The following is a 20,795-nucleotide window of genomic DNA, read 5'->3' on the forward strand; positions in this document are numbered from 1 at the left end:
GAAAGGATAAGAAATGCCCGGATGGTGGGAATCTTTTTTAGCTAAATGGTCGTGGGATGACCCGACGCTTCTCTTGGGTTTTGCATCCTTTGTGGTCGCTGTAGCATCCTTTTTGGTCACTACAATCATCTCCATTGTGTTATGGAAGATGGGAGCTAAACAGGCAAAACGTGATAGCGAACAAGCAAAACGTGACAGCGAGTTGCAAGCCAAAATCCTCGAGAATCAAACGTTAATTTCTCAACGCCAGCGACGCGATGCGCTACCGGAGATTATTGAGCGAGCCTCATATCCCACGCATCTGGAGATGTTATGGAAGGAGGTTAGCGGGTATAAGAAAGAGGACCAGGATTTCCTTCTCACTCTTCTTCGCTCCAATCCTGCTCTTCCGCTTCCTGGAACGTCCACGAAGGTGCAAGATAAACTGACTGATGAAGTTGTGAGCCTTTATGTTAACGGGTTCGAGCGCCGTTATGCAGAAAGCGACGGGTGGTCACCCTATCCCGGATTGTTCGAATTCATCACGGAAGCAAAAGGAAAGGGAGCAAAGATTGAGGACTCACGTATCGTCGCACTTGTTACGGGACTGACTGCAGAAAAGCAACCCCAAAATCACCGCTTCTATGAGGAGCTGGTTCGTGCTCTTCCCCAAACAACGGTTCCTCTTCTTGAAGCGGTTGAGAGGATTGATTCTTGTGCTCCCAATGGGCTTAAACTGAATGTTCTGACCGGTGCCCTCCTGGCAGTCAAAGATTTGGAACTGGAATGCCGAGACGGGAGCTTGTCTGAGGAAGAGGTAAGGACGCGAAAATATGGAATTGCTAAAGCTCTCGCTTCTCTGCTATCTCAAGGTGCCCTACGCTCGTTTGATGGGTGGGAACTTGAAGGAACGCAAGACCGTGTGACTGCTGCAGCCGCCTGGCTCATCAGAGCGGTTGGCTGGGTTGCCGATGTTGATGAGCTTCAATCGACATGGATGATTGAGAATCTAGCTTCCGCGATTCAGTCAATACCTGAATCGGAAGGAAGATGGGGCTGGGGAATTGATAACGTCGATGTCCATCAGGGTTTCGAATGGATCAGCAAAAAGTGTCCTGAATTATGGAAAACCTACGGGGAAGAACTGGAAGCGGCTGCCACAAAGATTGGGCCGTGGAAGGAAGACCTCTCTTCGTAAAATATCGCTTGCCCCGAAATGCTGATTTACGCCGTGACATGGTGGAGTTCCGCTTCAACGTCTAAGCGATAAAAACATAACAGCGGAGCCCCGCACTACAGCTCGTAGTGCGGGGCTCCGCTCTATTAACCCTCGCGCGCCACAAAAGGTAGCCGCCCGAGTGTAAGTCTTATTGACCGGGATTAGTGGTCAGCACCAACCATCACGTTGGACGCCTTGATAACTGCGTACGCAGTCTCGCCAACCTTCAGGCCCAGTTCCTTAATGGACTCATTGGTGATGGAAGCGGAGATAACAACCTCGGGAGCGATCTCAATCTTAACGATGCCGTTGGTAGCACCCTCGGTAATCTCAACAACCTTGCCAGCGAACTGGTTACGTGCAGAAAGCTTCATGAAGCCGTGCCTTTCACTACTCAAAACGTACAAATACTCTAAGCACTCTACACGCCGCAGCCACCCAGAAGCACCTTCCAACCAAAATATTACGCACGAACCATGCAAATTTTATTTTCGGCTTCATCCACGCCCCGCACCCACCCCAAAAGACCGGCAAAAACCAGCCTCACACATGCGGTTCGCACCCGCCAAATGGTATAGTCAGCACGAACGCGAGAACCCTCGCACCCTCCACCGTCGCACCCCGCCCTCGCTGACGCGCGCCCACACGCCGCAGCACCACCGCCCAACGCCGCGGTAACTAGGTGCAGGGGAGCGGCGCATCCGCACAGACAGAAGAAGGAACCATGAGCGAAAACCTCAACGAAATCGAAGCACCCGCCTGCCCCGAATGCGGCGAAAACTACACCTACGAAATGGGCGAACTCTGGGCATGCCCCATGTGCGGCCACGAATGGGAACGCACCGCAGCAGGCGAAACCGAAGAAGAAGCAGGCTCCAAGGTTCTCGACTCCGTCGGTAACGAGCTCGTCGACGGCGACTCCGTCACCATCGTCAAGGGCCTGAAGGTCAAGGGCGGCGCAGACATCAAGGCAGGCACCAAGGTGCGCGGCATCCGCCTGCTCGAATCCCCCGTCAACGGCCACGACATTGAGGCGAAGGTCCCCGGCGCGGGCCAGATGTACCTGAAGTCCTCCGTGGTTAAGAAGGCATAAGCCAAGAAGGCGTAATGAAGAAGCTATAAAGCGCCTCGCACAAGACGTAGAAAGGCGGCACCTCCCAAGCTAGCTCACGCTAGGGGAGGTGCCGCCTTTGTTGATATAAAACTCAGGAGTCCGTCTGGTTTGGGGGTTATTTCTTGCCGGTCATGCCCAGGTATAGGGAGATGGTCAGCATCGCTGCGAAGACCGAAAGAATCCAGCGCATCCAGTCGATGCCTGCGGTGGCGGCGACGCCCAGTTGGGTTGCCGCCCAGTTGCCGACAGCCGCGCCGATAGCGCCGCAGACAATGGTCCAAAGAATCGAAATGTTCTGGTGGCCTCGCATGAAGAAGCGCGCAATCACACCGATAATTGCACCGGTAATAACCATAGTGATAAGAGCGTCCATCGTTGTCTCCAAGGGTCGTGCACCTGCCGCTGTGACAGGTGGGCTTTACCTCAAGTGTAGGCAATGCCGGTTACGGGAGGCTTAACAACAGGTATGTTAAGGTGAACGGCACCTCGGTGTTTTACGTGTAAAACACCGAGGTGCCGTTGTTCTACGGCGAAGGTGCTACTTCGACTTACGCCAAATCTTCAGAGCGCTACAAATCAGCGGCAACTGCAGGGGCAGGCGCGTATACGCGATAGCCTTACGCTGAGCGGACTGCTTGCGCGCATCCAGAGCCATCTGAATATTCGCGGGGAACACCGCAACGAACAGCAGTGCGGCCAACAGACCACCGGCACGGCGGGTCTTATCGCTCGACAACAGGGCAGCGGTACCCAGCTCAGCCACACCGGAACCGTGCGTGTACGCATGCGGAGGGCCCGGAAGGTACTTCGGAATAATCGAATCGAAGGGCTCGGGGATAATGAAGTGCAACGCGCCCATCACGGCAAGACCGCGTGCCATGCGAGTCGCCGAACGCTCGGCGCTGTACTCTTTTTTCTTAAAAATACTCATGCCCCCAGTATCCTCCCCGCCGCAGAGGAAGCCGCGAACCCGCGCGGCGAGTCCCGAAAATATCTGTCGCCAGCAGGGGAAGCACAGAAGCCACCGCAACCGGGCGAGGTCCAAATCCGACCGCTCAAGAGGAAAAGACCCGTCAAACAGGGTATGATGTGAAGCATGGCACCGCGTGCGGTACCGACCGACGAGCGGCTCCCCACGAGCCGACGCCGATCAGGACGGACCGGGTGCACCATACCAAAAATCAAAGGAGTAACCCCATGAAGAAGATTCTGTTCATCGCAGCACTCGCAGGCGCCGCATTCTTCATCTACAAGAGGAAGGCAGCCTAAGGTATCTCGCCCCGCAGGGCGTAATAATCCTAAGCATAAGAAGCCCGCCCCTCGAAACATTCGAGGGGCGGGCTTCGTCGTATCCGCAGAATTTACGGACGGAGCGGTGAACCTACTCGCCGCTGGGCGGAACCTCGCCGCTCATCACGACCTTATTCTGCGAAGAGCTCCACGTGAACGTAGCCGTCGTGCGGCCGCTCGCGTTGGCGGGGCTCTCATCGTCCTTCATATAGCGGTAGGTCACGCTAATCGAATTATCGGAGGTACGGGTAATGGAGGGCGAGAACGAGTAGGGCTCGTAGGTTGCCGTACCAATAAACTTGCCGTAGTGGAAGAGCAGGATGTGATGGGCCATCGAGGAGATGCAGCACTCGTCCGGGGAGGAGCCCGGAATCGCGTCAATCCAGGACAGCTCGGCGCAGGGATCAAAACCCTCGTACGTGCGGGAAACGTTCGTCCACTGGTTCCACTTGCTCTTGTTCTTCATATCGCTCAGAGCCTTCGAGACCGTGGACGAAGCCGATACGTTGGAACAGCTGGAGCTCTTCTTATCGCCCGAGGAGTCAGACTTCGCGGGAACGGTCGTAACGCTCGGCTCGGGGTTTACCGTAATCGTTACCACCGACGGAGCCGGGGCGGGCGAAGACGCAGAGGCAGAGGCAGAAGCGGAAGCGGAAGGGCTCGCCGAAGCCGTGGGGAAGATAGCCGAGGCGGCGCTCGAGGAGGAGCTCGGCGAAGCCGAAGCGGATGCGCTCGCCGAGGCGGACGAAGACACAACGGTACCGGAAAGCGCCGAATCGGTGCTTGCCGAGCAGGACGAGACGGCCAGGGCCACGGCCGCGCCCAGGGCGGGCAGGGATAGAGCGGAGCGGGTCAAACGCATGGGGACTCCTCGCGCGATGCGGCGGCGCATCGCAAGCTGATGTATGTGAACAGTGAACTCGTCCAGTATAGAGAAAAAGACGCATTGACGTGGTGCGGGGCGTCAGCACCGTTCATTACCGTAGCCTTTTTCCATTGCCGGTAGACGGCAGAAAACCGGTTAGCAGACCTTATCGTCGGTCAGGTAGTGCACCAGCCAGGCGCGCCTCGCCGTCGCAATACGCGCCGTAATCCGCGGAAAAACCCACAGGCTAATCGCGCCCTGCGCCCACAAAGTCAGCGAAAACAGCAGCGGCCGGAACGCAACATCGCGAGGATCCACGCCGGGGTTGAGAAGGCGCGCGAGCGCATCCGACAGGAAAATCGACGGGAACATCAGCGACATCAGCACCGTACCCAGCACCCAGCCCGGCCCGAAACAGAGCAGAACCCAGCGGGCACTCATCCGCAGGTTCTTGCGATGCGCCCAGCGGAACTGCCAGCCGCGCAGACGGTACGGATACATCACGCCCAGAATCGAGCCCAGGGACACCACAATAGCCGGCACCACAAAGAACGACAGGGACATCATGAGCGTGGGAGTCAGGTTCTCGTCCTGACTGTGCAGAATCAGCGCCAGCAGGGTACCGGAAACACCCGTGATCAGACCGATTGCAATAGCCTTCGTACGCACGAATAGGTGCAGGGCGTGCGGGTCGCTACTGCGCAACGCACGCAGTGCATGCTCCTCATCGTGGCCCATCAGGTTCGTTGAGGTGACGTCCGCAACCATCCAGCCGACCATCACCAGCGCAAAACCAGCCGGGCCCTTAAACTCGCTAAACAGCCACGAACGCCACGCTTCCGGGAGCAGATACCAGCAGATCGCCGCCAGCAGGGCGTTACACAGGAGCGTCTGCGTCTCCACAGGGAAAGGGCGAGTGAACATGCGGCGCAGCTCAGCGCGCACACTCGGACGGTACGTATTCTGCGGATCAACGAGGGCGCGACCCTCCACCCGCTGACGGCGCAGGTCCCGGCGGAGGGCCCTGAAATTCGTCACGGGGTGCGCCAGCGGCGCAAGGCGGGAAGATACGTGCCTCAAAATGCTCACCTGCCCATTGTAGAGGTGCCGCTGAGGCGAAGCGGCACCGCAGAAAATCAGCTATGCGGAAACTCCACCCACTAGAGCCCGCATCCCCTTGCACACCCGCCGCATCCAAGGGACAATGAAGGCATGGCTGAAGTAACTCTACAGAATGAACTCGTAATCCACACCAACGGCGACCTGCCCGCAGTCGGCGCAAAGCTGCCCGAATTCTCGGTTCTCGCGGCTGATCTCTCCGAGATTTCCTCCGCAGATTTCGCAGGTAAGAACCTGGTGCTGAACATCTTCCCCTCCGTCGACACCGGTGTTTGCGCAAACAGCGTCCGCACCTTCAACAAGCAGGCTGCAGGCCTGGAGAACACCGTCGTGCTGTGCGTCTCCAACGACCTGCCCTTCGCAATCGGCCGCTTCTGCGCAGCCGAGGGCATTGAGAACGTCGTGACCTCCTCCGCTTTCCGCTCCTCCTTCGGTGAGGACTTCGGCGTGAAGCTCGTGGACGGCCCCCTGGCTGGTCTGCTGGCACGCTCCGTGGTCGTCGTGAACCCCGACGGTAAGGTTGTCTACACCGAGCTGGTTCCCGAAACCACCAACGAGCCCAACTACGAGGCAGCACTCGCCGCCATCAAGTAGTTTCCGTCTCGTTCGCCTCGCGAATGAGCAATTGATTCTCAACGCCCCGGCGCGCATACCCCTGGTTTGCGCCCGGGGTGCTTTAAAATAGTGATAACCGCCGCGCGATTATTTCTCTCGCGCGGTGCACGACACAACAGATACGAACGCTACACCGCACGAGTACGGTCTCACCCCACACATGCGGCTGGCGACAGCATTACGCTCCGCCCACCCGATATCACGGGTGGGCGGAGCGTTTTAACGATGCATTAGGCAGAGTGCGAAGGGCCGGTATGCCCCCCCGGTACCTAGCGCGTCTGCTCGGAGCCGCCGTCGTGGTCGGCCACGAGCATATGCTCCGGCAGGGTACCGCGACGCTTTTGCACCGCGTAGCGAACCACCAGCAGGCTTAGGTAGACGACCATGGACACCACAAGCATGGACTGCGGGGCGATCAGCAGGCCCGCGGCCGCGGCCACCAGCGCGATGACGGCGGTCAGACGGTCCTTCGATTCGCGGTACGCATCCACGGTCAGGATCGCGAAGAGCGCAGTCATCACAAAACCCAGACCCTTCAGCTCGCTCAGGAAGCTGACGCCCAGCACGTAGCCCAGCAGAGTACCGCAGATGACGGACACCTGCATGCCAGCGTGAATCCACAGGATGCGGGAGCCGCGCAGCGTGTGGCGGTCGGGGCCGCTATTGAGGACGTACGCCTCGTCGGTGAGCGTGTACACGCTGTAGAACTTCGCGAGAGGATGGCGCACACGCTCAATCGGGTAGGAAAGGCCGTACATGAGGTGACGCGAATTCACGAGCAGAGTCATGAGCGCAATCGACACCAGCGAAGCGTGCAGAGACATCATGTCCAGCAGCACAAACTCCACAGAACCGGCGAAGACAATGCCCGGCAGGACGACCGCCAGCCACATCGGGAAGCCGTAGCTGTGAATCACCACGCCCAGGCCGATACCCACGAAGAACAGGCCCGCCATGACCACGCCGGCGGTGCGCATCGCCTCGGCAAAACCGCTCACGCGCGGCTGCTGGGAGTCCGAAGAGTCCTTGGGTGCCTCGACCACGGGAATAACGCCGGTCAGCGGAAGGGCGGAGGCGATCACCTGATCCACCTGCTCCGGGCTTGCCTGGCGGGGTTCCGCCCGCTGCTGGCTCGTCTGTTGCTGCGCGCTACGGTCGGGCGCGGTGCGGTGGACCGACTCGACGATGGGGGCGGAGGCATCCGCCGGGTGACGCTGAGAATCCTGAGATGAAGTCATGACGCCCCCTAGAAAACCCAGTTAGCCAGCACAACACAGGTGACGGTACCCGCCACCATGCTCAGCACCATATTCTTACGCCACAGGTGCACACCCACAGTCACAACCAGGCCCGCCAGGTACGGTGCCGCCGTGGTGAACGAGGAGTAATCAATCTTCGCCACCGCATAGATAGCAAGTAGCGCGACTGCGCCGAGCGGAATCCAATGGCTAAGTGCATCGAGCAGCTCGGAGCCGGCGAGCGCCTTCTTCAAACCGAAAGGTAGAAGACGCAGCATAAAAGTAATACCTGCAGCAACGAACACCGCAGTCAAAATATATCCGGCAGTAACTTCGCCGTTCATGATGATTGTCTCTTTCTGCACCACTCAGAAAACCCCGGAGGCGAAAGACACACGGTCGAACGGTTAAAGTCTTCAAAGCAACCGCCGAGAGCCGGGTCTGCCCGAGGAAACGGGGGAGTAGTGCGATAGGTACGTGAATAGATGAAAGCCGCGAACAACGAGGCGGAGGGACGTTCCTCCCGCATGAGACTAGTTTTCGGCGCGGGTAGTTGCGCGCGGCAGTAGTTCTCGTGCGTGACCTCGGGTGATGCCGCTCCCGGTGCGGTGTTACTCCGGGGCGGCACAGCGTTCTGCGTCGCTGGTTTCCTTAGCGGTATCTTTCATCTGCATGTGGTACCTCAAATCTGTGGGCGGCGGCTCACGAGATGGCGCCGGGAAGGGCGAATCGCGGCCGGTTCCGCGTGAAACAGGAAAGAGAAGGGCGGGCCGAATAGGCGGCTCGCACTTTTTATATTAACGGTTTTCTGAGCCGCCGCGTAACACCCCGGCGGAACCCCCATTATCCTCGGAAGCGGACCCCGTTACTTCGCTTGTCTTCTGCTCCGAGTGGGCAGGCAGGGTGCCGCGGCGCTTCGCCACCGGGAAGCGCGCCAACAGCAACACCACGTACGAACCCAATGCCACCACCAGGAACGACGAAGGCGCAAAAATCAGCGCAATCGCGGCCGAAATCGCAACGAAGAGCGCCGTCACGCGATCCGGGTTAGCGCGGTAGCCGTCCATGGCGAGAACCGTGAAGATAGCCACCATCACGAAATCCACGCCCTTCAGACTGCTGAGGAGGCTCGCGCCGAGTACGTATCCGAGCACCACGCTCAGAATCCACGACACGTAAATCAGCGTGTTAACCCACAGGATGCGGGCGCCGGAACGCTCATTGCGATCAGGACCGGAGTTGAGAGCAAACGCCTCATCGCAGAGAGTGTGGATGGCAAGGGCCTTGGCCCAGAAGCCCTTCACGCTGTGTAACGGGTAGGAAAGACCGTACACCAGGTGGCGAGCATTCACGAGGAACACGGTCAAAGCAATCGAGGCAACCGACGCGCCACCGCTGATCATGCCCACCATGAGGAACTCCACCGAACCGGCAAAAACCACCGCGGATAGCAGCGGCGCCGTCCAGATCGGCAGGCCGTGAGCGTTGAGGATAATGCCCAAACCCAAACCCAGCACAGCGATACCGAGCATCACCACGGAAGAATCCGCAACAGCCAAGCGGAAATCATGCTGCGAGCCTGCGCCCTTAAATCGAGTGCCCTGACGCTGAGCGCCCCGAAGCTTGGGAGTCTGTGCCATAAGTGGGTTCCTCGTATGCGTTACGTTCTACGAAATGCCTCGTCTGCCTGCAGACGGGCAAAGATAACGCCCGCCGCGGCTTTCCAGTGTATAGGAGCAAGCGGTTGACCGACGAGAAAAAGAGTCCGGGAATAAAATAATGAGAAACACGCTTATAGTGAATGACGCTAAACAACGCGGTGCTGAATAACCTAGCGCCCGCGCAGACAACCCGAAAGGAACCTCAATGACCGAGCAGAACAACGCTGAGCAGAGCAACACCGTGCAGACTGCAGAAGAGCAGAAGAAGGTGTACTCGCGCCAGCAGGAACGCCGCGAACTCGACAACTACCGCCAGACCAAGATCGAGCGCATCGACCGCCTGCGCTACCGTGCCCACGGTGCCAACGGCGCAACCCTCGACTTCGGTGTGGGCGAGGGCCTGCTGACTCCCGTCGAGCTGCTGCTCGCCGCGATCGCCGGCTGCTCCTCCGTGGATGTGGACGCCGGCACCTCCCGCCGCTCCACCCCCGAGGTATTCGAGGTGCTCGCCTCGGCGCTGAAGCAGACCGAGGACGGCGCGGTGCGCCTCGACGACGTTGAGGTGGACTTTGATGTGCGTTTCCCCGAGGATGAGCAGGGCGCTAAGGCGCAGAAGATGGTGGACCGCCTGATTCAGCTCAGCGAGCAGAAGGACTGCACCGTCTCCCGCACCGTGGAGCACCCCACGAAGGTTTCGTTCCACAATCTGGCGAACTAGAAAGGCTAGACGGACTAAACGCCCGGAGAGATAGCCTGACTTGAGGCCCTCCCGTGCCACTCGTGATGGAGCGGCTCGGGAGGGTTTTTCTGTGTTTTTGTGGGTTTGGGGTGGAAAAGAGCCCGGAAAGCGGGTAGGATTGACCCTCAGATTAGGAAAACTTACGGTACGTAAGAAATCCTTAAGATTGAAGAATTTCTTGACCCAGGCACAAACCTTCGGCAGCCGCATCGACGGCAGGGACAGACTGGACAGCACACAATCCCCCTAGCAAACGCACGAAGCAATAGCCTCAGAAAGAAGACCTGACATGGCACAGCCTACAGAGACTTCCGGCACTGCATCGGAAGCCACCCCCGCAGAGGGTGAACTGAAGCGAGGCCTCTCCGCCCGACACATGCAGATGATCGCAATCGGCGGCGCAATCGGCACCGGCCTCTTCGTCGCCTCCGGTAAGACCATCTCCACCGCGGGCCCCGGTGGCGCAATCCTCGCCTACGCCCTCATCGGCGTCATGGTGCTCTTCCTTATGCAGTCCCTCGGCGAGATGGCCGCGCACCTGCCCGTGCCCGGCGCCTTCCAGACCTACGCCGCGCGCTACGTGTCCCCGTCCTTCGGCTTCGCCATGGGCTGGAACTACTGGTTCAACTGGGCGATTACCGTGGCCGCCGAGCTCGTCGCGGTCGGTGAGGTGATGAGGTACTGGTTGCCGGACGTGCCCTCCTGGGTGTGGGCGGCAGGATTCCTCGTGCTACTGACCGGCATCAACGCCCTCTCGGCACGCTCCTACGGTGAGAGCGAGTTCTGGCTCGCCACCGTCAAGGTCGTCACCGTGGTCGTCTTCCTCATCGCCGGTATCGCCATGATCTTCGGCATCCTGGGCGGTAGCTCCCCGGGCGTTTCCAACTGGACCGTGGGCGAGGCACCCTTCGTGGGCGGTGCCCCCGCCGTCCTGGCCATCTTCATGGTGGCAGGCTTCTCCTTCCAGGGCACCGAGATGATCGGTGTGGCAGCGGGCGAGTCCAAGAACCCCCGCCGCGACGTGCCCCGCGCGCTCACCAGCGTGTTCTGGCGCATCATGCTCTTCTACATCGGTGCGATGGTCGTCATCGGCTTCCTGATTCCCTACACCGACCCGAACCTGCTAACCGCAGCGGACGGCAACGTGAACATCTCCCCGTTCACCCTCATCTTTGAGCGCGCAGGCATCGCCTTCGCGGCGGCCGTAATGAACGCCGTGATTCTCTCCGCCGTGCTTTCGGCGGGTAACTCTGGCCTGTACGTCTCGGCTCGTATGCTCTTTTCCCTGGCGCAGGAGGGCAAAGCACCGAAGATCTTCACCCGCATCAACTCCGGCGGCGTGCCCATGAACGCACTGCTGGCTACCGCAGCTATCGGCGCGGTCGGCTTCATCGCCGCGCTGCTCTCGCCGGATGGTGCGTACCTGTGGCTCGTGAACGTGTCGGGTCTGGCGGGCTTCATCACCTGGGTGGGCATCGCCGTGGCGCACTACCGCTTCCGCCGCGCCTACCTGAAGCAGGGCCACAGCCTCAAGGAGCTGCCGTACGTGGCGCCGTTCTTCCCCGTGGGCCCGATCATTGCGTTCCTCATGTGCCTGGTCGTGATTGGCGGCCAGAACTACGAGGCCATCATCAGTGGCGACTGGTTTGGCGTTCTGAGCTCTTACATTGGCCTGCCCGTCGTGGTGGCCGTGTGGCTGGGCCACCGCATCGTGACCCGTGACCGCCTGATTCCGCTGGAAGAAATGGACGTGAGCGGCCTCGAGGTTAAGGCTTCGAAGTAACGCGAACGATTGCGTCAGCTGATTGAATGAGCTGATACGTGAAGAGCCGCCGGTTCCCCCTGACCGAGGGGAGCCGGCGGCTCTTTGCTATCCGCAGTTTATTCCGCACGGGAGAGCTAGGCTGTAAGCCCTGCAGCTCTTAGGAGTGGCGGCGCGAGCGCAGAACGCTCAAACCCAGACCCGCACAAATCGCGACAACGCCAATGCCAACAATCACACCAACGCTGGATGCGCCGGTGTTCGCCAGGGTAGCCTTCTTGGGGCTGCTCTCCTGAGCCAGATGATCCTTAGCGGGGCTGTCCTTTGCCGGGCCGTCCTTAGCCGGAGTGTCCATAGCCGAGCGGGCGGCGGTCACCGGAGCCTCCTGAGCTGGCTTACTCTTGGGATGCGCCACGGTTGCGTCCTCCAGCTTGTCAGCGTTGGGGGTCTTATCGGCAACCGGTGCTTCCGGCAGTGCAGGAACCGTCGGTGCGTCAGTGGGGTTTACACCCACGGTTGCTTCCGGCAGGGGCGCCACGGTGGGCGCGTCCGTCGGGTTTACACCAATGGTTGCTTCCGGCAGGGGCGCTACGGTCGGCGCGTCGGTCGGGTTCACGCCGACGGTTGCTTCGGGCAGGGGTGCTACGGTGGGTGCGTCAGTGGGGTTTACACCGATGGTTGCCTCGGGCAGGGGCGCCACGGTCGGTGCGTCAGTGGGGTTCACGCCCACGGTTGCTTCCGGCAGGGGCGCCACGGTCGGTGCGTCGGTCGGGTTCACGCCGATGGTTGCCTCGGGCAGGGGTGCTACGGTGGGTGCGTCGGTCGGGTTCACGCCCACGGTTGCCTCGGGCAGGGGTGCTACGGTGGGTGCATCGGTCGGGTTTACACCGATGGTTGCCTCGGGCAGGGGTGCTACGGTGGGTGCATCGGTCGGGTTTACACCGATGGTTGCCTCGGGCAGGGGTGCTACGGTGGGTGCGTCAGTGGGGTTTACACCGATGGTTGCTTCCGGCAGGGGCGCCACCGTCGGAGCATAAGTCGGAACCGCAGACACCACAGGCTCCTGCGCGAAAAGCTCAAGAGGCTTCTGAGCATCAAACGAGCCGTACTCAGCACCCTGAACGCCAGCTGCCATAGTGCCCGCAATGTACTTGTGAGAGGTATTCAGCGTCGCCGCAACATCCGCCGGGACCTTCACCTCCGTCTCAAAAGCACCGTTGTGAATCTGCGAAGCAGGTACGGTCACCTCAGCCACGAAGCGCATACCCGTCTGAGGAAAACGACCGGGAACCCACACGCTCGTATCAGACACCACCACGCGCACACCGTGCGGGGTCGCCTCACCGGTGTAGCCGGTACCGCGCACCTTCAACACAGTCTCACCCTTGGTGTTCAGGCGCGGCGAATCCACGTGCAGAACCGGCGCGGCGCTATCCTTTACAACGTCCATGCGCAGAACCTGGCCGCCACCGTAACCATCAACGATGATATTAGCGACGAAGCTGTAGTTCTTCGCCGGGTCAATCAGGCTACCGGGAACGTAATGGGTCGCAGTCGCCGTACCGTCCTTGAACGGGCCCGCAACGTGCACCGTCTGAATCGGGTTCAGAAACGGGAAACCCCTATGGTTTGCCTCGTGCAATGCCGGGGCGAAAGCGGTAGTTTTCGCGGGCAGCTTCGTCGCTTTGAACGTAATCTTGTTCAGACGCAGGGCGGTCTTCAGCTGACGGGTATTGGTCTCAACCTTGTAGTTGTAGACCGTAATAACCGGCGGGTTATCCGGATTCGGGGTATTAGCTGCCGCAACAGAAGGCAGAGCGCCCAGGCTCAAGGATGCGGCAAGAAGAACAGAAGCGCCGGCGCTACCGTAGCGGCGGGCACGAGAAGAGTTAGCCATCATGAAGTTCCTTCTACATGGGTGATTGAGTGATCCGCACTCTTCCTGTATCGCGCCAAGTCGAGTGCGTATACGGTACCGCGACATCGCGGTTAATTACACCGTAACACGCATCTAAACGCATGAACCGGACATAAGATAACTCGCCGAAATATTACGTAAAACCAACGCCTGCAGGGCGCACAATAGGGCGGATGGATAAGACAAACACGCACAGTGCCGGGTGGAGGATACGGAAATGCTAGGGTAGAAAGATGCCTACGCAGATGAACCCGCAGAACCGAGTAGAAGCAGCCCAACCCACCGAGCACAGCGCTACTGAGCACAGCGCCATCGACAGCGTGCACCGCGTCGTGAACGTGTGCGCTGTAGCAATCCGCAACCGGGACGGGCTCGTACTCACCGTACGCAAGAAGAGTAGCGGCGGGTTTATGATGCCCGGGGGCAAACCCGAGCTGGGGGAGAGCCCCGTGCAGACCGCCTGCCGCGAGGTGAGCGAAGAAATCGGCCTGACCCCCGACCCCGTCCGGATGCGCTACCTCGGCACCCTGGAGGCCGCCGCGCTCAACGAGTCCGGCTTTACGGTGCGCGCCGAAACCTTCGAGTACGCCCCCACCGACGAGCAGTACGAGCAGCTGGCTACGCTGGTGCCGCAGGCCGAAATTACCGAGCTGCGCTGGGTCGATCCCGCCATGGCCCGCCCTTCAGATATCGCCGCGCAGGCACCGCTGAATACCGAGCAGATTTTCCCGCTGCTGGCGGCCACTCCGGTTCCGCGGGGCTAGCGTATCGGTGGACCCGGCGGCCTAGAGCCCCCGTTTTATCCACAGGGCTACCCTGCACACATGAGGTACACAGGTACGTCCGGTACCCTCAACAACAGACAACCCATAGAAGGCGGGGCGCAACGCCGCGCACCCGCTGCACAACCCAAGGAGAACCATGAAGAAGACTGACTACAACCTCGCCGTCTACTGCGGCGCACGCTCCGGCAACGACCCGCTCTTCACCGAGCGCGCCCGCGAGCTCGGAACCCTCTGCGCCCGGAACAATATTGGCGTGGTGTACGGAGGCGGCCGCACCGGCCTCATGGGCACCGTCGCGGGCGCAACCCTGGACGCCGGCGGCGTGGTTTACGGCGTGGTGACCCACAAGCTGGTCGGTCTGGAGGGCGTCTACCCCGGCCAGACCACCCTCGACATTGTGGACACCATGCACCAGCGCAAGATCGCCATGATTGAGAAGGCCGACGCTTTCGTCGCCATGCCCGGCGGCCCCGGCACCCTGGAAGAGTTCTTCGAGGTGTTCAGCTGGCAGTTCCTCGACATCCACTCCAAGCCGGTTGCGCTGCTGAACGTGAGCGGCTACTGGGATAAGCTCATCGACGCGATGCACTACATGGCCTCCACCGGCCTGCTGAACGAGCGCTACCTGGACGAACTCATTATCGCGACCACTCCCGAGGAGCTGCTGGATGCACTCGCCAAGGACCTAGAGCGCCGCGCCGCCACAAAGACCAACGCAGAAAGCTAAACTGCCATGGCCAATACCCTGCTACTGACCTACTTCGGACCGTTCCCCGGCGTGCCCGTGAACCCCACCGTAGCGCTCGCCGAAGGTGCTCAGTGTCTGCTGACCCGGATGCGCCCGGATTTGAACGTCATCACCCGCGAGCTGCCCGTCAGCTACGACGGATCCAGCGCCGCACTGCGCGCCGCCCTGCAGGAGGTGCAGCCCGATGCGCTCATCAGCCTGGGCGTAGCGGTCGGCCGCGATGTGGTGAGCCTCGAGCAGGTAGCTATCAATCTGGACTCCGCGGGCATTGAGGATAACGACGGCGACCGACGCTGCGACGAGCCGATTGTTCCGGACGGCCGGGAGGCGTACTTCTCCTCCCTGCCGGTGCGCGCCAGCTTTGAGCGTCTGCGTGCGGCGGGGGAGCCAGTCGAGATCTCGTACACCGCCGGAACCTACGTGTGCAACCACGTGTTCTACGAGGGCCAGCGCATCAGCCGCGAGTTGGGGCTGAGCATCCCCGCTGGATTTGTGCACGTGCCCGCAATCTGTGCTGATGGTGAAGAAACCACCGAAGACACCGGCATGACCGCCCACCGCGACGCCGGTGGCGTGGTTCGCGACGAGCAGGGCATCCCGCAGCTGCCCGAATCCACCGTGGTGCGCATTATTGCCGAGGTCGCCTCCGACACCCTGCCAGCCGTGAACTAGCAGCACGGTATATAGCAAAAACCCGTATAACAAAACCGCCGGATAGCCTCCCTAACTGGGAGCCTATCCGGCGGTTTGTGCATCCTATACCCGCGGGCCATAAAACCCTCGGGGCTATGTTTGAGCTACTACTTGGTGCGGTTCTTCAGGTAGTAGTCAATCAGCGAGGCGGTCGAAGAATCCTGACGCTCCAGAACCTCACGGTCACCCTCAATAGCGGGAACCAGGTCCAGGGCCAGCTTCTTGCCCAGCTCAACACCCCACTGGTCGAAGGAATCGATGCCCCAAACAACACCCTGAACGAAGGTGATGTGCTCGTACAGGGCAATCAGGGAGCCCAGAACGCGCGGGGTCAGGCGCGGTGCCATGATGGAGGTGGAGGGGCGGTTACCGCTGAAGATACGTGCGTTGACCACGTGCTCCGCGGTGCCCTCTGCGCGAACCTCTTCCTCGGTCTTGCCGAACGCCAGAGCCTGAGACTGTGCGAAGAAGTTAGCCAGGAACAGCTCGTGAACGTCCTGCTCGCCGTCCTTGGTCGGGTGAACCGGGTTAGCGAATGCCAGGAAGTCCGCGGGAATCAGGCGGGTGCCCTGGTGAATCAGCTGGTAGAAGGCGTGCTGGCCGTTGGTGCCGGGCTCGCCCCAGAACACTTCACCGGTTGCGTAGTTGACGAAGGAGCCGTCTGCGCGAACGGACTTGCCGTTGGACTCCATGGTCAGCTGCTGCAGGTATGCGGGGAAGCGGTGCAGGTACTGGTCGTAGGGCAGAACTGCGTGGGTCTCTGCACCCAGGAAGTTCACGTTCCAGATGTTCAGCAGACCCATCAGAACGGGGACGTTCTTCTCGAAGGGAGCGGTGCGGAAGTGCTCATCCATAGCGTGGAAGCCAGCGAGGAAGTCAGCGAAGACCTTCGGGCCCAGCACGATAGCCAGGGAGGTGCCGATGGCGGAGTCCACGGAGTAGCGGCCGCCAACCCAGTCCCAGAAGCCGAAAGCGTTCTCGGGGTCGATGCCGAAGGCTGCAACCTTGTCGAGTGCGGTGGAGACAGCCACGAAGTGCTTTGCCACGGCTTCGGATGCGTCCTTACCGTCCAGCGCGCCTGCCTCGCGCAGGGAGGAGATGAGCCACTCGCGGGCCACGCGTGCGTTGGTCAGGGTCTCCAGGGTGCCGAAGGTCTTGGATGCGACGATGAACAGGGTGGTCTCGGGGTCCAGGTCGGAGACCTTCTCGGCCACGTCGGTCGGGTCAATATTGGAGATGAAGCGGGCGGTGATGCCTGCATCGGCGTAGGGCTTGAGAGCCTCGTACACCATGACCGGGCCCAGGTCGGAGCCACCGATACCGATGTTCACGACGGTCTCGATGCGCTTGCCAGTCACGCCGGTCCACTCACCGTTGCGCACGCGATTGGCGAAGGCGTAAATCTTCTTCAGCACGGCGTGCACGTCTGCGTCTACGTCCTGGCCGTCGACGGTCAGGGCGGGGGAGTAGCCCTCGGGGCGGCGCAGGGCGGTGTGCAGCACGGCGCGGTCCTCGGTGACGTTAATGTGCTCACCGGAGAACATGGCCTCGCGGGCCTGCTCCAGCTTGACCTCTTCGGCGAGCTTGAGCAGCAGCTCAACGGTCTCGGAGGTAATCAGGTTCTTGGAGAGGTCAACGTGCAGCTCGTCAGCGGTGAAGCTGAACTTCTCGGCACGGGCGGGGTCGGCGGCAAACCACTCGCGCAGGTTGGGAGTGAGAGCCTTGTGGTGAGCGGACAGAGCCGACCAGGCAGAAGTGGTCGTGGGGTCAATAGAAGTAGTCATGCTTCCATTCTCTTATTTTCGGGAGCCGCTGTCACCTCTTTCGAGGGTGATGTGGGACGATACAGCGAAAAAATCGAAAACTGGTACCCGATCAGTTCGATTGTGAGCCCGGTTGATTTTCGATAAGTAATCTGTAGAGGTTGAAAAGAATGGTTTGGCTTGTCTGGGGCACAGAAACACCCCGAGGATGACACTCCCCTCGCCCTGCACCCAGATGCCCTTACGAGACTCTCCGCCCGGTACAACCTTTGGGGCCGAGACTGCTCTCAACTCTCAAACACAACACTCAGGACAATCAAACATGGCTTTTAACCTCTTCAAGGGGATTCGTGTGCCCAAAAACGGCCAGAACCCTCCTTACGAGTCTTTCCTGGAAAGCCGCGGTTTCCGCCCCGAAATCCAGGGTCTGCGTGCTTTTGCAGTGCTCCTCGTCGTGGTTTACCACGTCTGGGTGGGCAAGGTTTCCGGCGGTGTGGACTTCTTTCTCTTCATCTCCACATTCCTGCTTTCCCGCTCCTTCATGCGCAAGAGTAATGAAGGCAAGCCCCTCAATAACTACTGGACCCACGTGTTCACCCGCCGGCTGGAATCCCCAGGGTCGTAACGCCCAGTCGTAGTACCGGGTAGCGTACCGAGACGCGCGTTCCCCTAGAGAAAGCCCCCTCACCCCGCGTTGAACTGCCTCCCGTTTCTTGGACATCAAAAATAAAGTCCAAGAAACAGGAGGCTTTTCATGTCCGTGCATCTGAGATCAAGGCATGACCGTTTGCTTCGGGAGCAGGCAGCGCAAATGTTTGAGAAGGGACGTGGCTATCGTTTGACCGCCAGCAGGCTTGGTGTGTCCGCCGCGACTGTGAGAGAGTGGCAGAAAATGTACCGCGTCATCGGGAGGAGCGGGTTTCTTGCCATGGGAATAAAGCAGGCCAGATACGACTATGAGACCAAGGTTGCCGCAGCGAAGGCTGTGGTTGAAGGTGGGATGAGTAAGCCTGAAGCAATGATGCGCTTCGGTATTGCAAGCACGACACCGTTGAAGCAGTGGTGCAGGCTGTACCGCGAGGGCGGCGCGCAGGCACTCAAGCCCAAGCCCAAGGGCAGGCCGAAGGGGTCGGTGCGGGCGGTGCCACCAACGCGTGAGGAGGAACTCGCCGAGCGCGTGCGCAAGCTCGAGGCACAGGTGGCGTACCTAAAAAAATCGATTGCCCTGAAGGCGCAGAAGCGCTCCCAAACCGGGACAAAGCCCTAGTGGTCGCCGAGCTTTCAGGGCGCGGACATGCGGTGTGCGATCTCCTCAAGGCCGCCGGTCTTGCCAGGTCGAGCTACTACTACGCGCTGGCTCACCCCCAGCAGCCAACCAGAGCGTATCTGCGGCCCAAGGTCGCCCAGATCTTTTCACGAACCCCCAACGGGTGCGGTCACAGGCAGGTCGCCATGTGCCTGCGCGCTGAGGAAGGGGAGCGCATCGCTGATAAGACGGTTTTGAAGATGATGCGTCAGATGGGGCTGCGCTGCGGTATACGCCGTGAGAGGGCCTACCGCAGGTACAACTCCTACAAGGGGGACGTGGGGCAAAGTTTTGAGAACATCATCGGTCGCGACTTCACGGCCGATGGTCCTTGGCAGAAGTTGGGCACCGATGTTACCGAGTTTAAGCTCTCCTTCGGTAAGGCCTATCTCGCTCCGGTTTATGACTTTGCCAGCAAGGAGATTGTTGCCCACTCTATCTCGATGTGCCCTAATCTTGCCCAGCAGCAAGAGATGCTTCAGGTACTCATGGATGCCAAACCTGAAGGGGCCGAACCGATCTTGCACTCGGATATGGGGTGGCAGTATCAGCACGAGACCTATATCAGAACGCTTGCTGATAATGGTTTCATCCAGAGTATGTCACGTAAAGGCAACTGCATCGACAATGGTGCCACCGAGCAAGTCTTCGGACATCTCAAGGACGAGTTCTTCCGCGGGCAGGACTGGTCAACCTTTGAGAGATTCAAAGCTGACCTCGATGCCTATATCACGCACTGGAATACAACAAGGCGCCAGGTAAAGCTTAAGGGCCTGACCCCGGTAGAATACCGGGATCAGGCCCTGCTGGAAGCCGTATAGGGGCTACTATTTAAAGCGTCCAAGTTTCGGGGCGCAGTTCACGTGGTGGAGGGGGCTTTCTGCTGCAGGTCTCCCAGAGCGGGCGGGACGGCGGGGGAGCGCCGCGAGACGGAGTAGCATTGGGACTATGCATGAATCAGCTCAGACCGCATCCGACCAGTCCCTCTACCTCGTCGTCTCCCGGTCAGGTGAAACCCTGACCAACCCGGACGGCACCGTGCACTACGTGCGCGTCCTGCCCCGCACCCTGGCCGAAGAAGGTGCCGTGCTGGGCCGCACCGTACTCCGACCGAACCCCGTTCTAGAGCCCGACCTCATCCCCGGGTTCAACGCGAGGGAAGGCGCGCGCGATGAGCACGCACCCGCAACGGCTGCTCCGGCGGCGGGCACCCCGACGGCAGAGGTGCACGCCCTCTACTGCGAGGACGACGCGCTTCAGGCCGTCGCCGCAGAACTCAACGCCGCCGAACCGAACAGTCAGGAGGGACCCGTGCAGGCCTCCTCCAGCGGCTTCCGCTACTACCCGGTGCACCGCGACCCGCTCGGCCGCGCCCGCTACGCCGCTGCCCTGGCCCGCCGCGACTACCTCATCGAAATGCGGTACTCCGCCTACACCGGTGAAGAAGCCCCCATCGGCCGCAAGGGAATCCGCCGCACCGCATCCGGCGAAATGATCTTTCCCCGCATCGAACCGGCCGTCATGGGCCTGGTCATGAGCCGCGACGGCGAGCGCGTGCTCCTGGCCAATAACCGCCAGTGGCACCCCAACCGTTTCGCACTCATCGCCGGGTTCGTCGACCCGGGTGAAAACCTCGAGGAGGCCATCGCCCGCGAGGTCTACGAAGAGACCGGCCTGCGCGCGGAACGCAGCGAGTACCGCATGAGCGATGTGTGGCCCTTCCCGCGCTCGCTCATGATCTGCTACCGGGTGACCGTGGACGAGAACGAGCCCATCGTTCACCACGACGGTGAAATTCGAGCCGCCCGCTGGTTTACCGCCGAGCAGCTGCGCGAGGCGATCGCCATCTCGGAGGAACGCGGCAATAGCGGGCAGGGCGACCCCGCCAAGCTTGAGCTGCCCGGCACCAACGCCGTGGCCCGTCGTATGCTGGAGGACTGGCTCGCCGAAAAGCCCTAGTGCTACACTGGTAGCTAAGCCC

21 protein-coding genes and 1 pseudogene are annotated in these 20,795 nt (G+C 60.5%); 12 read left to right on the forward strand and 10 right to left on the reverse strand.

Translation table 11 applies throughout. The annotated features are described in order from the left end of the window. Positions 1–13: 13 nt before the first annotated feature. On the forward strand, positions 14–1,177 hold the full coding sequence (locus AC3E6W_RS02645) for a hypothetical protein (protein ID WP_304275859.1): 1,164 nt from the start codon (positions 14–16) through the stop codon (positions 1,175–1,177). 182 nt (positions 1,178–1,359) lie between these two features. Here the strand turns inward: AC3E6W_RS02645 and AC3E6W_RS02650 are convergent, their stop codons facing one another. After that, positions 1,360–1,572 carry a TOBE domain-containing protein gene (locus AC3E6W_RS02650; protein WP_005505155.1) on the reverse strand — a complete coding sequence of 71 codons (213 nt, stop codon included), beginning with the start codon at positions 1,570–1,572 and terminating at the stop codon, positions 1,360–1,362. 350 nt (positions 1,573–1,922) lie between these two features. Here AC3E6W_RS02650 and AC3E6W_RS02655 point away from each other — a divergent pair, with 350 nt between their 5' ends. Further along, entirely contained in the window at positions 1,923–2,291 is a 369-nt protein-coding gene (locus AC3E6W_RS02655; protein WP_485064663.1) for a zinc ribbon domain-containing protein YjdM, read from the forward strand. A 136-nt stretch (positions 2,292–2,427) separates the two neighbouring features. On the opposite strand, the gene AC3E6W_RS02660 is transcribed toward AC3E6W_RS02655, so the two are convergent. From AC3E6W_RS02660 to AC3E6W_RS02675, 4 genes are all read right to left on the reverse strand, one after another. Further along, positions 2,428–2,685, reverse strand: coding sequence for a GlsB/YeaQ/YmgE family stress response membrane protein (locus AC3E6W_RS02660; RefSeq protein ID WP_070649756.1), 258 nt, complete (start codon positions 2,683–2,685; stop codon positions 2,428–2,430). 165 nt (positions 2,686–2,850) lie between these two features. Continuing rightward, positions 2,851–3,243 (reverse strand): DoxX family protein, encoded by a 393-nt coding sequence (locus tag AC3E6W_RS02665; protein ID WP_490652244.1) that lies wholly within the window; start codon positions 3,241–3,243, stop codon positions 2,851–2,853. Positions 3,244–3,693: 450 nt separating this feature from the next. After that, complete coding sequence (locus tag AC3E6W_RS02670) at positions 3,694–4,464, reverse strand: LppP/LprE family lipoprotein (RefSeq protein ID WP_083298890.1); 771 nt, start codon at positions 4,462–4,464, stop codon at positions 3,694–3,696. 159 nt (positions 4,465–4,623) lie between these two features. Next, positions 4,624–5,505, reverse strand: coding sequence for a hypothetical protein (locus tag AC3E6W_RS02675; RefSeq protein ID WP_490652245.1), 882 nt, complete (start codon positions 5,503–5,505; stop codon positions 4,624–4,626). Positions 5,506–5,679: 174 nt separating this feature from the next. On the opposite strand from AC3E6W_RS02675, the gene tpx reads away from it, so the two are divergent. Next, the gene (gene tpx / locus AC3E6W_RS02680) at positions 5,680–6,180 is read left to right on the forward strand and encodes a thiol peroxidase (protein WP_070690939.1); all 501 of its coding nucleotides are present in this window, start codon (positions 5,680–5,682) and stop codon (positions 6,178–6,180) included. A 290-nt stretch (positions 6,181–6,470) separates the two neighbouring features. Here the strand turns inward: tpx and AC3E6W_RS02685 are convergent, their stop codons facing one another. From AC3E6W_RS02685 to AC3E6W_RS02695, 3 genes are all read right to left on the reverse strand, one after another. After that, entirely contained in the window at positions 6,471–7,439 is a 969-nt protein-coding gene (locus tag AC3E6W_RS02685) for an AzlC family ABC transporter permease (protein WP_490652246.1), read from the reverse strand. Between the two features lie 8 nt (positions 7,440–7,447). Next, on the reverse strand, positions 7,448–7,783 hold the full coding sequence (locus AC3E6W_RS02690) for a branched-chain amino acid transporter permease (RefSeq protein WP_049343862.1): 336 nt from the start codon (positions 7,781–7,783) through the stop codon (positions 7,448–7,450). A gap of 453 nt (positions 7,784–8,236) precedes the next feature. Continuing rightward, positions 8,237–9,079: an AzlC family ABC transporter permease gene (locus AC3E6W_RS02695; RefSeq protein ID WP_490652247.1), complete on the reverse strand. Its 843-nt coding sequence runs from the start codon at positions 9,077–9,079 to the stop codon at positions 8,237–8,239. Between the two features lie 226 nt (positions 9,080–9,305). Here AC3E6W_RS02695 and AC3E6W_RS02700 point away from each other — a divergent pair, with 226 nt between their 5' ends. Together AC3E6W_RS02700 and AC3E6W_RS02705 are read left to right on the forward strand one after the other, a co-directional pair. Beyond that, positions 9,306–9,818 (forward strand): OsmC family protein, encoded by a 513-nt coding sequence (locus AC3E6W_RS02700; RefSeq protein WP_490652248.1) that lies wholly within the window; start codon positions 9,306–9,308, stop codon positions 9,816–9,818. Between the two features lie 310 nt (positions 9,819–10,128). Beyond that, positions 10,129–11,622 carry an amino acid permease gene (locus AC3E6W_RS02705; RefSeq protein ID WP_490652249.1) on the forward strand — a complete coding sequence of 498 codons (1,494 nt, stop codon included), beginning with the start codon at positions 10,129–10,131 and terminating at the stop codon, positions 11,620–11,622. A 139-nt stretch (positions 11,623–11,761) separates the two neighbouring features. Here the strand turns inward: AC3E6W_RS02705 and AC3E6W_RS02710 are convergent, their stop codons facing one another. Next, positions 11,762–13,498, reverse strand: a complete 1,737-nt coding sequence (locus tag AC3E6W_RS02710; protein WP_490652250.1) for a hypothetical protein — start codon at positions 13,496–13,498, stop codon at positions 11,762–11,764. 254 nt (positions 13,499–13,752) lie between these two features. On the opposite strand from AC3E6W_RS02710, the gene AC3E6W_RS02715 reads away from it, so the two are divergent. The 3 genes from AC3E6W_RS02715 (at position 13,753) to AC3E6W_RS02725 (ending at position 15,724) form a co-directional block, all read left to right on the forward strand. After that, positions 13,753–14,283 carry an NUDIX hydrolase gene (locus AC3E6W_RS02715; RefSeq protein ID WP_490652251.1) on the forward strand — a complete coding sequence of 177 codons (531 nt, stop codon included), beginning with the start codon at positions 13,753–13,755 and terminating at the stop codon, positions 14,281–14,283. A 157-nt stretch (positions 14,284–14,440) separates the two neighbouring features. Further along, the gene (locus AC3E6W_RS02720; RefSeq protein ID WP_049332063.1) at positions 14,441–15,031 is read left to right on the forward strand and encodes an LOG family protein; all 591 of its coding nucleotides are present in this window, start codon (positions 14,441–14,443) and stop codon (positions 15,029–15,031) included. A gap of 6 nt (positions 15,032–15,037) precedes the next feature. Next, a complete protein-coding gene (locus tag AC3E6W_RS02725) occupies positions 15,038–15,724 on the forward strand; it encodes a pyroglutamyl-peptidase I (protein ID WP_490652252.1) in 687 nt (228 codons plus the stop codon). A gap of 128 nt (positions 15,725–15,852) precedes the next feature. Here the strand turns inward: AC3E6W_RS02725 and pgi are convergent, their stop codons facing one another. Next, positions 15,853–17,529, reverse strand: a complete 1,677-nt coding sequence (gene pgi / locus AC3E6W_RS02730) for a glucose-6-phosphate isomerase (protein ID WP_490652253.1) — start codon at positions 17,527–17,529, stop codon at positions 15,853–15,855. 301 nt (positions 17,530–17,830) lie between these two features. Between pgi and AC3E6W_RS02735 the strand changes: the two are divergent. The 4 genes and pseudogenes from AC3E6W_RS02735 to AC3E6W_RS02750 all read left to right on the forward strand — a co-directional run. Beyond that, positions 17,831–18,115, forward strand: a pseudogene (locus AC3E6W_RS02735) (acyltransferase family protein); the annotation flags it as partial. 321 nt (positions 18,116–18,436) lie between these two features. Further along, complete coding sequence (locus AC3E6W_RS02740) at positions 18,437–18,775, forward strand: transposase (protein ID WP_490652254.1); 339 nt, start codon at positions 18,437–18,439, stop codon at positions 18,773–18,775. Next, entirely contained in the window at positions 18,775–19,635 is an 861-nt protein-coding gene (locus AC3E6W_RS02745; RefSeq protein WP_490652255.1) for an IS3 family transposase, read from the forward strand. The genes AC3E6W_RS02740 and AC3E6W_RS02745 overlap by 1 nt, the downstream gene beginning before the upstream one ends. A 127-nt stretch (positions 19,636–19,762) precedes the next feature. Beyond that, positions 19,763–20,773 carry an NAD(+) diphosphatase gene (locus tag AC3E6W_RS02750; RefSeq protein WP_490652256.1) on the forward strand — a complete coding sequence of 337 codons (1,011 nt, stop codon included), beginning with the start codon at positions 19,763–19,765 and terminating at the stop codon, positions 20,771–20,773. Positions 20,774–20,795: the final 22 nt, after the last annotated feature.

The organism is Rothia sp. SCPM-O-B-18226 (M350) (assembly GCF_058213595.1).